Raw genomic sequence first — 12,653 nt, forward strand, 5'->3', positions numbered from 1 at the left:
TAGCCAACCTTAGCCGTCGCGCAATTCCACCTGTCCACCTCTCGCCCGTCCGATCTCATGTCCAGACAACTGCGGGGTGAGTGTCGGTGCGCCGTTCGCAACGTAGAGGGCTCCATTCGCCGTCGTGGCCAGGCCGAATAGGCGGGGGTCGAGCTTGCGGCCAATGATGAAGTCGCCCTCTGCGCCGGTCGCTACGTCACGCACCGCCACTGCGTCGACCACGTCGCCATCGATCGCTTTGGTCGCGCTTCGCCCCACCGTCTTGCACATTGCGGTCGCGGCGATCGTCGCGCCGCTGTTGTTTAGTAAGCGGGCGAGGATCGAAAAGCCGAGCTGCGTTTCCTTGCCCACATTCACGACGCTGACAGGGTTGGCAGTGATCACGGCATTGATCGTGGCGACGATGGTGGCGTTGCTCTGGTTCGTATAGAGCTGGTCGAACACGATGGTCTGCGCGCCGATCGTCAGCGTCCTGTTGATCGTGCGGCAATCGCCGAGGCGTTTGCCCAGCGCCGCGTTGCTGGCGTCCGCCTCCTTTACCGACTTCGATCCCTTGCCGCCTGCATCGACGGTGCCGAACAGGATCGGCGCGGCGTCGCCGGCGACGGAAATGCCGGGCGTCGTCCTGAGCACGAGGGCTGAATCGTCTTCGCTGAGGAATGCGCCCTGATAGTCGCCGATGCCGACCCATTCGCAGCGATCGCGCGCCAAGTCGTAGAAATGATAGCTGTCGGCAATGCCGTGCGCGGAGTGCGATACCAGCTTCAGCGTCGGACAGCTCCTGATGACGAGGCGCGACTTCGGCGCATTGGTGCCCACGGACTGGACGGCGACGCCGGCGACGCCCGGCGGCGCATCGCAATAGACGTTGTCGAACTCGAACGTCACCGCCGCCTTGCTGCCCGAGCAGGTATGCATCGCCGCGAGCGGCGCAGTTCGGGTGGCGTTCAATGTGACGAAGCGGCAATTGCGGATCCGGCTATGCTCGCCGCTCGATCCGCCCGCGCCGAACAGCGCGAAATTATGCTGCTGGTCGCCGACCATCTCGACGTCCTGCATGTCGAAGCCGCACCAGAAGTTCACGTCGCCGACGCTGTCGGTGATCTCGAACTCGTTATTCTTGTCGCGGTGGATGCCATATTGCGCCTTGTGATTGTGTGGCGCGGTGGTGATGAACGGAACGGGTGCCACGGCGTTGCCGACGCAGCGGAAGCCAAATATCTTGTGGCTCATGTGCAGCTGTAGATTGGGTCGAACGAGCGCGCTGTTTTCGCACTCCACGGTCACCTTGTCGGCACCCGGCCCGCCGATGTCGACATTGTGGCAGCCGTACAGGTTCGTCGCCTTGTGCGTGCCGGGCTTGAGCCAGAGCAGGATGCGATGGTTGGGCGCGGCGCGGTGGCACCAGCGCACCCATAGATCGGTCTGGTTCGCATACGCGCCCTCGGCATATAGCGCCTCGAACTTGGCGCGCAGATCCCCGGGGACGACTTCCTCAGGTTCGACCGTGATGATTTCCTGCCAGGTGCGATCGTTCCAGAAGCGCGAAACGACTTCGTCCCTGGTCATGCAGTTGGCGACTTTGATCGCGGCCTGATCCTGCGTGTACGACCAGGTGGCACCACTGGCGACGATCTTGCTGCGGTCGATGTGAAGCTTGCCGTAAATTCCGGTGGCGGTCGTGATCTCGCCGCCGATGTTGCCGCCGACGTTGCGGGGATCGAAGAATAGCAGCTCTGGGATGGTGGCGTAGTTCGGCGCCGCCGCCTTGGCGACCGCCGCAATCTTGTCCTCGGTCGTGTCCCGCACGATCAGCATGAATTCGGCCGCTGTCGTCTTGAAGAAGGACACGCGGTATATGTGCCCGCGTTTCGTGCAGAACAGCTCGATCTTGCGGACGACACTTTTCAGATAGGGGTCGGCGATATCGATCTCGAACGCATCCGACGTGACTCTGCCGGCGGCATCAGCCTTTACCGCGTTGACGGCATCGGCCAGCGCGGTCGTGTCAGGGAGCACGCGGAGCGGATCGAGACCGCCGAGGGCATAATCATATTTCAGCGTGGCGTAATTGCCGTGGACCTCGCCCGCGCCGAAATCATAGGGCAGAGAGCCGGCCCAGGTGCCACTGGGGATCAGGCCTGCGACAACGTCGGGATGGCCTGCTCGGAAGTAGAGGTCGACGGGAAGTTTGCCGACCTTGCCGGCAGCGTTCAAATTCACGGCAGCGGGCGATTCTGCGAGTACGTCTTCGGTATATGCGCCGTTGTAGGATCCGACGCGCAGCCGGTAGCGATGCTGGGTTCCGCCGCTCAGGTCGCGTGCCGCCTCACGGATGCACAGGCCCGTGGGCCAGTTTACAGCGACGACGCCGACATATTTGCGCAAGCGGATCGAGTTCTTGACGCGATAGAGAACATGGTTGGTCGCCGGTGCCGTGTTGAACGGCGTGAGCCGGGCAGCGGCGTCGGCAGCCGTCGTCGCCGATCCTGCAGCCTCAGCCAATTTGACATCGAACTCATCGTTCGCTGCGGCGACGTGTGGCGCTAGGGCGGCACCCGCAAGCGGGGCGAGCGCAACACGTCTCGCTTCGCCGTCGGCGAGCACGACGACCATCTCTTCACCGGTGGGTTCGTCAATCGGATCGAGCGCGGAGATCTTCGCCATCAGGCGTCCTTTGGCCATAGCGGGTGGGCGGCTGCATCGAATGCGGTGAGGTTCGACGCGGGCATGGTGGTGATGATCGCCTCGATCGCGTTCGAGGCGGCGCGGATCGCGTTAATGCGGACGCGGCGATCTCGGGCAGCCAGTCCTTCGGTGCTCAGTTCGATGAACCCGGCTGCCAGTGCCAGGGCCGCGTTGTCGTTTGCCTGTCGCTCAAGGCTGGCGATGGCGAGAATGCGACGGCGCGCCTCGTCCTTCACCGCGCGAACGGCGGCGGCGCGATGCTGGTCGAGCGTGACCTTGACCGGCCTGATCTGCGGCCTACCCTTCGCGTCTGCGACGATGCGCTGGCCCGCGCTTCGCGCCGCGAGCAGCTCCGCGTGACGGTGTCGCGTGACACGCACCGCGTCGGTCGGGATCGCGGTGTTGACGGCGGGATCGTAGAAGCCGCCGGTTGTTGCGCTGAAGAACATTGCCGCCATCCTCAAAATCCGAACATGATGACGTCGAAGCCATCCACCCGCTGATCGACGGCGGCGTCGCGCTGAAGCTGGATCGAGCAGCCATATTCGGTTTGCGCGACGATCTGCGCCCACAGGTTGCGGGCGGTGGATGGCGTTGCCAGCCATGCGGTGGCGGAGCCGGAGAGCACGCCGCCGGGAAACACGATTGGCCAGCTAACCGGGATCGCCACTTCCGACAGGATGACGCTGCGGTAGGCGACCCATTGAATAATCAGGCCGTTCGAGAGCGTGACATAGCCGTTCGGCGTCAGGCTCTTGGCAAGACCGCCCAGCCCCGCCGGAGTGACCACCTTGTCCGAGGCCGCTCCGGTGAGAATTTCAGCCGCGTTCGCAGCCGTGACGGTGAGCGCCGGGTTGCCCGAGATCGCACCGCCGCCGGTGACCAATCCGCCCCCGGATACGGTCGCGCCGCCCGACGCCTTTGCGTTCAATGCGGTGATCAGGTCTGCGAGCGACGCCGGGGTCAGCGCCTTGTTGTGCAAAACTCCAGCCAGTGTTTCGGCGGCTGTCGCAATGTCGATCGTGAAGGTGCGGTTCGCGCCGAGGTTCCCGCCCTGACCGGCGAGCAGGCCTGCGCCAGTGATCGTGCGTGCCGTCGGCACTGCGCCGACGTCCGCAGGTGTGAGCACGACCGTTCCAACCTTGCCGTTGACGCTCGATACCGGCGCCGGCGTCGAGATTTCGAGCCAGTTGGCCAGCGTGGCGGCGGGCGTGTCCTGGAGCACATAGATCAGGCCATTGTCTGCGCGCACCGCGAAGTCGCCTACGGTGGCAGCCCCGAGCGCGAGCATTGCCGCCTCATTGACCACAGGCCAGACATCGATCAGGTCGATCGGCGGGCGCTGGGCGATGGCGAGCTTGCCGTCTGCGCCCAAGGTGGCGACGCCGTTCACGACGCCGAGCTGATCGGCTGCGACGTAATTGGCCAGCACCGCCGCCATGGTGGCGGGGGTGATGATCTTGTCGGTAACGGCACCGGCTAGCGCCTCGATCACCGTCGCCAGATAGGCGACGCCCTTTTCCACTTCGGTCGCCGGCGGATTGAGAAAGTTGGTGTCGCCGAACTCGATCAGTTCCGCCTCGCCGTCCAAGAACTTCAGGTCGATCGCGGTGAGAAAGTGCGAGGCGGCATATTTGCCGAGGATTGGGTCTGGCTGCGAATAGGCGGCGAACAGCGTGCCGTCATCGAGATAAAGGGCGATCCCGCGCGCGACATATTCCTCGTCGCTGGAATCGCGCACGATCAGGTGAACGGTGTCGGCGTCCGCCGCCACGCCTGCGATGGTGTCGATGCGCTTGATCTCGCCGGGAAGTGCGGCGAGGGTAGGGGCTGCAACGAATACCGAGGCGGTAACGCCAACCTCGGCAATGACGACGGCGGCGGTGCCGCCGCCCTCAGCATCGACAAGAGCTGTGCGGCCCGCATCGGTGATGACGATCGAAAGCGGCGTGGTCATGGTGCGGTCCCGTCAATGAAGCCGCCGGTATCGTCCTGCAGCGGTTCGCCATTTTCGTCCTGGAGGAGCGCGCCCCACTCGATCTCGGGATCGAACCCGGCGGGGCTATCGGTCGCGGCGGCATCGAGGCGGCGGTAAGCGGTGGTGTTGATCGTGCCGATCGGCGCGGGCAGACCGATCAGGTCGAGCTGCTGAACGAGGGTGAAATGCGCGCGAACCGGCTTCGCGCGGGTGACGTCGGCGATGATCTGACGCGCGAACGCCGCCGTCACCCGCTCGCCGCCGGCGGCGCCGTCGGGACCGATGAGGGGAAGTCGCACCTCGAACGTGTAGGGATCAAGCTGTGGCGTCGCTTCGAACCATTCGACCAGCTCGAGCAGCGAGCAGAAGGATTCGAGCACCTGCTCGACCGCGAGGCGCGTACCCTTGCGGCGCTGCACTGCAATCGCGTCAGCCACCGCCGCGCGTTTTTCGGCATCACTCCAATCGGCATTCCAGCGGTCGATCGACAGCGTCCATGCCAGCCACGGCAACAAGTCGATCGGACAGGTCGCGGGGTTCCAGAGCGTCGCGACATCGACCGGCATGTCGCCGATGCGCGCGCCGACCCGCGACAATGCGCGCTCGAGATTGGTGCTGCCGGGCGGGAGCAGATCAGTCATCGGCGATCGTCACGTCGGCACCGGTGCAGTGGGCGACCTGCGCATCGCTGGCCATCACGTCGGCGGCGGGGTGGGTGAGAGCGACATTGAGCACGCCTTCGACGTGCAGGGCGGCAATGATGCCCGAGCGGGTGACCGGACGCCCGATCTTGCGGGCGGCAGCGATATAGGCCGCAAGGCGGGCTTCAGCCGCTGCGAGCACGACCACGCGATCAGGGCCGTGAAACAGGGTGAGTGCGGCCAGCACGACGAAGGGCAGAAGCTCGACGGAGGCCACGCTCACCATATCCGTCAGCGGTCGGACCGCGCGATTGGTGACGATATCTTCGACCGCTTCGATCTGGTCGGCGCTGGCAGTGCCGTCGCCGACCCGCGAGAGCAGGCTGATCAGAACGTGACCGGGCGATGGGCTGGTCGCGCTGGCGTCCGCGATCGACGCGTCGGCGCTGAGGGCGTGAAAACGGTAGGCGGTATCGGGACCGGCGACCGAAAAGCTCTCGGGTGCAAGCTGTATGCGACGGCGGAAGTCGGCGTCACTCTCGTAAACCGGATCGGTATCGAGATCGCCCTCCTCGAGCACGAGGCGTTCGACATTCACGTTCGCTCCGAGCTGGTCGAGATCTGCGCCAGTCGAATAGGCGAGCATCACCTGAAGTGCCCGCTGGTTGTAAAAGTCCGTCAGGAGCTGCTCACGATAGGCGAAGACGTCGAGCAGCTTCACCGCCGGATCGGACGCAATGGTGGCGTCGAACTCGGGAATAAGCTCCTGCAACATAGCGACCTGTTCGGCGCGGATTGCATCATAGGATCGGGGCGCGACGAAGCTGGGCGCGGGCAGGCGCGAGAGGTCGATCGCTGTTGAGCTGGAGGCCTCGGTCACCGGGCCATGTCGTCGCCGGGGTCTGACCTTGGCTATCGTGCTGGCTTGTAGAGTGGGGTTCTACAAGCCCATGAAGAGCAGAAGGAGCGGCTCATGGTCACAGTCAAACGACTGATTAAAGAATTCTATCTGCCTTTGCTGATGGCGGTGGCCTGGACAGCGTTCATAATAGCATCAGATGGAGCTAGCCTTAGCGTGGCTAGTCTCGCCACGACTTTTGCGCCTGCCTTTTTCCTTAGTTCGTGGGCAACAGGGCAGTGGATTCGAGTGGTCCGTCAGACAAAGGTTGAAAGCAGCCTAGAAAAATCTCTCAGCAAGATGGAAGATTTAGCTCAAACGATCTTGCAAGCGTCAGAAGGCATCATTAGTACTCTGACTGGAAAAGGGGCTTTTGCTTACATAGATATGCAAGTTACCACAGGCGGAGACCTGCTGCCATGCATCTTACATTATGGTAAGCATAACATAGACGGATTGTATGTTACCATATTCAATCGCGACACCAAATATCTAGGCAATCTGGCGGATACGTATCTTCGCAATAAAGGCGTAAATGTTGGCGTGTTAGTCGCCGGAACGGTATTCTACGATGATAAATTCTTGATAGAAAGCCTAGGCAAAACCGAGTTGAATCTCCTCGCAATGTTCACTGCAAAAAGCGGGCACTGGGAGCAAGAGTTACGGTTAAGAAAAATAGATGGCGTATGGGTTCAGGCGTTTATCTTATATGATAGTGAACATAACGTAATTGGTAGAAGGTTGCCTGTGTTGTTTCCTGTTATTGGAGATGAGATGTTTGATAAGTGGCCAAGAGATAATGCTGTCATCGTTGAAGCTTAGTTACCATCTACGGCACGGCAGATCGATTTCGCTAAAAATTCATCGATAAGTGCCGCACGATCAACTTCCGAAATTCCGAGCAATTCGCGTTTCTCATACCGCACGGATCGTGCTCGCACCGATGGCTTTTCGCGCAGACCGCCTTGATGAATCTGCGCAATGGCGGATGCCTGCCCGCTGAAGCCAATCCATGCCTCAGCGTCGCTGGCGTCGCTGCGCAGATAGCGACCCGTGCGCAACTTGCGGAACATGGCGCGCTGGCGGATCGCTCCGCGCCGGCGGAGATTGCTGCCGCGCGAGACTGTTTCGCCGGTGGGCAGCCATTTGGCGACCTTGTCCCAAAAGAAACTGCGGATGGCACCGGCTTCCTGATCATAGCCGGTAACCAGCGGACCCTGTCGCGCCCAGCTCGCCATCGTGACGAGGCGCGGTTCGGCGGCACCCTTTGGATAGAGGAAGCGCAACGGATAGCTTCCTGCGCTGCATTCGGCTTTCGGCTTGCGGGGCGCGAACTTCGTACCGTCGGGCTGTTGCTGACGCGCGATGCGATCGCGCTGAGTCTTGGCGATGCCGCGCGCCATTTGACGAAGAAGCTGACGACGCGAGCCGGGCGCAAGCGACTTGAGCATGGCGCCCGCCAGCGTTTCGATTCGCTCCAGGCCGTCCCCCATCCGCCTAGGCCGCGTTCGGGCTTTCGACGAGCAGATCGTCGCCGAGATAGCCGCGCAGGAAGGGAACGCCGCAGACGCCGTCGAAGGTATCGCTCGCCGGCCTGTCATCGAGATAGGTGACGTTGAACCCGCCGCCGGCCTTGCGCTCGACCAGCACGCGTTCGATCAGGTCGAGCGTGATCGACACGTCGCGAGCATCGTCGTAGAGGATTTCGGACTCGAAGCGGAACGGCTCGTTCGGTGCGCGCTCGAGGAGGTCCGGTTGCTTCTCCGCGATCCATGCGAGGAGCGGCAGGGTGAGGTCGTGAACGGGACCGCTATAGTCCTGTACGACCAGATTGAGCGTGTAGTGATAGGCGAAGCTGAGCGTGCCGGTGGCGCGCGCGACCACCTTGCCCGCGTCGGTGAAGATCGAGAGCCGAGCAGGATCCTCCTTCAGGGCGGCGACGTGCGCTAGCAGCACCCGCTTGAGCGATTCCGGCTTCTTCACCGGGGACACCATGCGGGGAGGTCCATGCCCTGCGATGCGCGCACCTTGCAGCGCAGGGCGACCAGAGCGAGACGCAGGGTGCCAATGACGTCGTAAAGGTCGAGCTGGGTGCCGAGCGCGGCCTTGCCGTCCTGAGTGGCGTCAGGGTTGCGGTGGGGTGGGGGTGCCTGCGCCGGTTCCTGAAGGTCGGACGCCGGGATCCGCGCCATTGGCTGCGGCGGCGCTTCGAACGAGGAGCTGCACGCCGTCAGCATCGACGCAGACATTGCGATACACAGGGCGCTCAGTAATCGTGTGGCTCTCACGGTAGATCTCCCGGACATTGGATTGGCGCTGGCTTTGCTGTGCGACTGCGGCGCCGCCGATCTGATCGACGAGCTGCTCGCGTTGCTTTCGCAAGTCGGCGGTGGCCTTCTCGACCGCTGCCTGCATGTCGCGCTGGATGGCGCTGCCATCGTCGCGACCGACGACATAGGCCGTGATCGTCCCGGCAACGCCGAGCAGCGCGACACCGCCGAGCAAATATCCTTGGACGGTCATGCCAGCACGAGCGCGTAGGGGACGGTGACCACGCCGAGACGCTTTGCCAGCGCATCGACGTTCGCAATAAAGGTGGGCCATTGTTCCGGCGGGATGGTCTGGCACCCCTCCGACGACGTCGTGCCGATGCCGCCCCGGTGGATGTTGATCCCGAAATAGCCGGTGTCTTCGTACGGGGGCGTACCGTCGCGGGTGACGGTCACCTTGCCGCCAGTCTGGATCAGCGCGCGATATTGCCCCTTGTGCAGCCCGAGGCGGTGCGCACGCCACAGGCCCGGCTTGAGGCAAGCCATGCCCTTGCCTGCCCCAGTGCCGCCGCCGATGCGCCTGCGCGAGGGATCGGTGTTGCCGTTATAGGCGCTGAAATGCTGGTCCGGCGCGACCACGAAAAGCGCGTCATCATAAATGCCGCGATCGTTCGCAGCGGCACGCCCCATCGTGTCGAGGTAGTAGCCGCGGATCCCGACGACGAAGAGCGTGTCTAGCCGGGTGATGCCCAGTGGCGCGACCTTGGCCATGAGCTGGGCCTCGGTCATTTGCGGACGAGCGTTCGGTTTCATCATCACGGCTTCCTGGGGGGTTTGCGGCGAATGGCGGCGGGTTCGATGCGGATGAAGGGAGCGCTTAGGCACGCTTCCTTTAGCCGGTCGGCCGCAAGTGCGAGGGCGCGACCGGCTTCAGCGCATGCGGTCATCGGGCACACTCCCAGTGATTTTGAAGACGAGCACCGTGAGCGCTGCGGCTACCTTTTTGTCTGTTTCCAGCCGCTCTCGGTCATAGATCAGCCGGTCGGCACGCTCAGCGCGGAGCGCTTCGCGATCAGCCTTCGTCTGCAAATAGAAATAGAGGGCGAAAATGCCGATCGGGCCGCTGCCGATCAGTGCCTGGACGAAGGTTGCTTCCATTGGTTCAATCCCAGAGCTGGACGATGGGGCGCACCGTCGGCGCATCTACGGCGGCGGGCGGGATGGTGACAGGCGTGCCGAGGGGCAGGATCGGGCCGATCGCCGAGAGGCCGGGATTGGCCTTCAGCACAAGATCCAGCGCTTCCGGCCCGAGGGCACGCTCACGCGCGAGCAGGGCGTCGAGGGTGTCGCCCTGTTTCGCGCGGATAATATCGGGGTTTGAGCCGGGCATCAGATCAGCTCGACCGTGGTGCGTCCGACGCCGAGCAGATCACGAATGGCGTGGATCATGTCGCGGCGCAGCTCGCCGATCGCAGGCTCGACTTCCTCGACCTGTCGCTGTCCCGCGCCGGTCAGATCGACGTCGCGGTAGCGCTCGACCAGTTCGACCTTGGCGGCGGCGGCGATGGCGCGGTGGTAGAGCAGCACGGTTCGGCTCTGGCCGTCGATCTGGTCCGCGACCACGTCGGCGAGGGTGGGGGCGCCGGCGGCGACCTTGGCCGCTTTCCACGCGGCGAGCTGGTTTCCGACGGCGATGATCGCGCCGACGATCGCGCCGCGCAGGCGTTCCGGCGTCACCGAATCGCGGATCCGCATCGTCGCGCGAATGTCGGCGGGGTCGATCGGCGGGAACCAGCCATCGTTGGTGACTGGGGTTTCCCCCGCCGTTGCAGGGGGCGGGACGATCGAGGGGGTGCAATCGGTGACGAAGGTCATCGGAACATCGCCCAGCCAATGGCGCAGGCGGCACCGAAGTAGATTGCGAAGCCGAGCAGGATCAGCAGCAGCGAGGCCGCCAGCGATCGTGCCGGGGATCGCCCGAGATATGGCCAGCCATGTCCGCTCAGCGCCAGCATCGAGCCGACGATGCCAAGTGCCACGATCGGCATGCTGGCCATCAGCACGAGCGCGCCGATCAGGGCAATGAGGGTGGCGGGCATGGCAGATCCTGTGAGCGGTTTACGGGGGTGGGGACCGGGTCAGCGACGGCCCTCAGCCCGAAGGCTCTCCCGTCGCGCGCGATCCGCCCCCCGAGCGCCGGGGGCGAGCTGGTTAGCCGGTCTGTGCCGGCGGTTCTTTCGAAATGAGCAGCTTCTCGAGCCGCTTGATCTTGTCGCTCACGCCAACGCGCTCGTTCTTCGCCTTGGCGCGACGCAGCGTTTCGAGGGCGAGCGCGGCGGCGGTAGCGCGGGCGAGCGGTTCGGCAGCGTCGTCGTCGGCGGCGCGCATCTGTTCGATGCCGATCGCCTTGAACAGTTTGGCGCTGATCTGATCGTGCATGTCGATCGACGCCGTCAGCGTGGCGACATCGTCGAGGATGGCCAACGGGAAACTCTGGCCGAGACCCTGCGCCTTCAGCGCGGCGGTCGCGATTTCCTCGACGACGAGCGCCGGGGCGGTGCGCTCGTAACGGGCAGGCATCGGCACGTCGAAGCGGATGACGTGCTTGGCGAGGCCGAGCGCGCCGGCATATTCGCCGACGTCGATCAGCCAGACCATGATCGTGGGCAGGATATCGTCGGCGGTGGCTTCGCCTGACGCCTCAGCGGCGTCGATCAAGCCGAGCACCCAATCGCGATAATTGGGCAGCATTTCGCGCTTCGCCGCGATCTTGGCTTCGATCGACTGAATATCCTTCAGCCGGCGCAGGTCGTGCTGCAGGCGGAGGCGGACCTGCGCGGCGGCGCGTTCTTCCGGCGTACCGGTGTCGGCTTCCGGAACCGTGATGGCGGCGGCAGTGGCGGCCGCCGCCGCCAATGCGCGGTCCCGATGCGAACGCGCCAGACTGGGGCGCTCCGACACCAGCAAGGTGTCGGCTGTGTGCCCGCTCGCCTTAGGAGCGACCGCCGGTTCAGACTGTGCCAGGATGAATTCCCGGTGCTTGCGAGCGAGGCTCATTGCGGTTCCTTTGGGGCGAGCGGACGACGGGTGGGGCGAGTGCCGGATCAGGCCGGCTTCTTGCCCATGACGATATTCTCGACGAGCGCGCACAGGCCGTAATCCTCGACGACATAAGCCTCGTTGACGCTCTCATAATTCTCGATCTGGTCGAGGGCGGGTTCGTCGCGGAGCAGGCGGCGGCGCGTGTCCTCCTGTTCGTAGAGCGACAGGTTGTCGAGCCGAGTGATCAGCAGCTTGCCCGCCGGAAAGCCGGGCACGCGAACCGCCTGAAGCCCGCCGATCTTCTTGGTCGACATGAGCACGTCGCGCGCCAGCATCTCGGTCGCCTTGTCGCCGGCGGCGTTGATGATGTTGAAATATTTGTCGTGGACCAGATCGCGGCCGCAGATCACGACCAGTTCGGTGTCGTCGCGGTTCCATTCGTCGAGCAGCTCGATTGCGTCGAACACCAGCGCGTCGAGGTTGACGTAATCGACCTCTTCGCCGACCTCGCCCTCAGAGACATAGATCGCCTTGGTCGGATCGCTGGTGAGCGCACCGTCGCCGAGCACCCGCGCGGGGGCGTGCGTGCGGATCTTGAACAGCCAGCCCTTGTTGACGTCCTGAAGCAGCGGATTGGCGTTGCGATCGGTGGTCGAGGCGACGCTGGTGCCATTCCACCCGATCAGGATGCGGTCGAGCCCCTGACGCTTCAGGATCGCGTTGCGCACGAGCTGCTGAAATTCGGGGCGGTGCGCCCAGGCATCGAGCGTCGCATATTTGATCGCGGTGTCGAAATTGGTCTGCTCGCAGCGATAGCGCCCGAGATCCGACGTATCGGTCGCGGGCGTCGGCGTGCGGCGCGTGCCGCCGGCAGTGTTGGTGCGACCGGCAATCGGACGGGTCACGCCGACACCGACCTTGTCGCCTTCCTGCTGCAGCACGGTGATCACGTTGATGCGCGACAGGAAGTCGCTCTGCAGCTGCTGAACCTCGATCAGCTTTTGCTGCACCACCGGCGCGACGCTGAACTGTTCGTTTGCGCTGGCGACGCCGCTAAGCAGGGCGATCTGCGAACAATAGGCATGGTAGAGGAGGCGGGTGGCGTTACGCATCGTGGAATTCCTCGGCGGTGATGA

Annotated in this window: 16 protein-coding genes; 1 reads left to right on the forward strand and 15 read right to left on the reverse strand. The window is 63.9% G+C overall.

Features of this window, described 5'->3' with window-relative positions:
- Positions 1 to 9: 9 nt before the first annotated feature.
- The 5 genes from U1702_RS15680 to U1702_RS15700 are packed head-to-tail and all read right to left on the reverse strand — an operon-like array spanning position 10 to position 6,187.
- Positions 10 to 2,667, reverse strand: coding sequence for a hypothetical protein (locus tag U1702_RS15680; protein WP_332726111.1), 2,658 nt, complete (start codon positions 2,665 to 2,667; stop codon positions 10 to 12).
- Positions 2,667 to 3,137, reverse strand: coding sequence for a hypothetical protein (locus tag U1702_RS15685; protein ID WP_332726112.1), 471 nt, complete (start codon positions 3,135 to 3,137; stop codon positions 2,667 to 2,669). The genes U1702_RS15680 and U1702_RS15685 overlap by 1 nt, the downstream gene beginning before the upstream one ends.
- Before the next feature lie 11 nt (positions 3,138 to 3,148).
- On the reverse strand, positions 3,149 to 4,645 hold the full coding sequence (locus U1702_RS15690; RefSeq protein WP_332726113.1) for a gp53-like domain-containing protein: 1,497 nt from the start codon (positions 4,643 to 4,645) through the stop codon (positions 3,149 to 3,151).
- The gene (locus U1702_RS15695; protein WP_332726114.1) at positions 4,642 to 5,307 is read right to left on the reverse strand and encodes a phage tail protein I; all 666 of its coding nucleotides are present in this window, start codon (positions 5,305 to 5,307) and stop codon (positions 4,642 to 4,644) included. Before U1702_RS15695 ends, U1702_RS15690 begins: the two co-directional genes overlap by 4 nt.
- Complete coding sequence (locus U1702_RS15700; RefSeq protein WP_332726115.1) at positions 5,300 to 6,187, reverse strand: baseplate assembly protein; 888 nt, start codon at positions 6,185 to 6,187, stop codon at positions 5,300 to 5,302. The genes U1702_RS15695 and U1702_RS15700 overlap by 8 nt, the downstream gene beginning before the upstream one ends.
- Positions 6,188 to 6,280: 93 nt before the next feature.
- On the opposite strand from U1702_RS15700, the gene U1702_RS15705 reads away from it, so the two are divergent.
- Complete coding sequence (locus tag U1702_RS15705; RefSeq protein ID WP_332726116.1) at positions 6,281 to 7,027, forward strand: hypothetical protein; 747 nt, start codon at positions 6,281 to 6,283, stop codon at positions 7,025 to 7,027.
- Here U1702_RS15705 and U1702_RS15710 read toward each other — a convergent pair.
- The 10 genes from U1702_RS15710 to U1702_RS15755 form a co-directional block, all read right to left on the reverse strand.
- Complete coding sequence (locus U1702_RS15710; RefSeq protein WP_332726117.1) at positions 7,024 to 7,698, reverse strand: phage virion morphogenesis protein; 675 nt, start codon at positions 7,696 to 7,698, stop codon at positions 7,024 to 7,026. The two genes, U1702_RS15705 and U1702_RS15710, sit on opposite strands and share 4 nt — an antisense overlap.
- Positions 7,699 to 7,702: 4 nt before the next feature.
- Positions 7,703 to 8,188 (reverse strand): phage tail protein, encoded by a 486-nt coding sequence (locus tag U1702_RS15715; RefSeq protein WP_332726118.1) that lies wholly within the window; start codon positions 8,186 to 8,188, stop codon positions 7,703 to 7,705.
- A 141-nt stretch (positions 8,189 to 8,329) separates the two neighbouring features.
- On the reverse strand, positions 8,330 to 8,728 hold the full coding sequence (locus U1702_RS15720) for a hypothetical protein (RefSeq protein WP_332726119.1): 399 nt from the start codon (positions 8,726 to 8,728) through the stop codon (positions 8,330 to 8,332).
- Positions 8,725 to 9,291, reverse strand: coding sequence for a hypothetical protein (locus U1702_RS15725; RefSeq protein WP_332726120.1), 567 nt, complete (start codon positions 9,289 to 9,291; stop codon positions 8,725 to 8,727). The genes U1702_RS15720 and U1702_RS15725 overlap by 4 nt, the downstream gene beginning before the upstream one ends.
- Positions 9,292 to 9,405: 114 nt before the next feature.
- A complete protein-coding gene (locus U1702_RS15730; protein ID WP_332726121.1) occupies positions 9,406 to 9,633 on the reverse strand; it encodes a hypothetical protein in 228 nt (75 codons plus the stop codon).
- 4 nt (positions 9,634 to 9,637) lie between these two features.
- Positions 9,638 to 9,865, reverse strand: a complete 228-nt coding sequence (locus U1702_RS15735; RefSeq protein ID WP_332726122.1) for a tail protein X — start codon at positions 9,863 to 9,865, stop codon at positions 9,638 to 9,640.
- Positions 9,865 to 10,350 carry a head completion/stabilization protein gene (locus tag U1702_RS15740; protein WP_332726123.1) on the reverse strand — a complete coding sequence of 162 codons (486 nt, stop codon included), beginning with the start codon at positions 10,348 to 10,350 and terminating at the stop codon, positions 9,865 to 9,867. The genes U1702_RS15735 and U1702_RS15740 overlap by 1 nt, the downstream gene beginning before the upstream one ends.
- Positions 10,347 to 10,574 carry a hypothetical protein gene (locus U1702_RS15745; protein ID WP_332726124.1) on the reverse strand — a complete coding sequence of 76 codons (228 nt, stop codon included), beginning with the start codon at positions 10,572 to 10,574 and terminating at the stop codon, positions 10,347 to 10,349. The genes U1702_RS15740 and U1702_RS15745 overlap by 4 nt, the downstream gene beginning before the upstream one ends.
- 112 nt (positions 10,575 to 10,686) lie before the next feature.
- Positions 10,687 to 11,532 (reverse strand): phage terminase small subunit, encoded by an 846-nt coding sequence (locus U1702_RS15750; RefSeq protein ID WP_332726125.1) that lies wholly within the window; start codon positions 11,530 to 11,532, stop codon positions 10,687 to 10,689.
- A 47-nt stretch (positions 11,533 to 11,579) separates the two neighbouring features.
- Positions 11,580 to 12,629 (reverse strand): phage major capsid protein, P2 family, encoded by a 1,050-nt coding sequence (locus tag U1702_RS15755; RefSeq protein ID WP_332726126.1) that lies wholly within the window; start codon positions 12,627 to 12,629, stop codon positions 11,580 to 11,582.
- Positions 12,630 to 12,653: the final 24 nt, after the last annotated feature.

This window comes from Sphingomonas sp. LT1P40 (genome assembly GCF_036663835.1).
In the GTDB taxonomy this organism is placed as follows: domain Bacteria; phylum Pseudomonadota; class Alphaproteobacteria; order Sphingomonadales; family Sphingomonadaceae; genus Sphingomonas.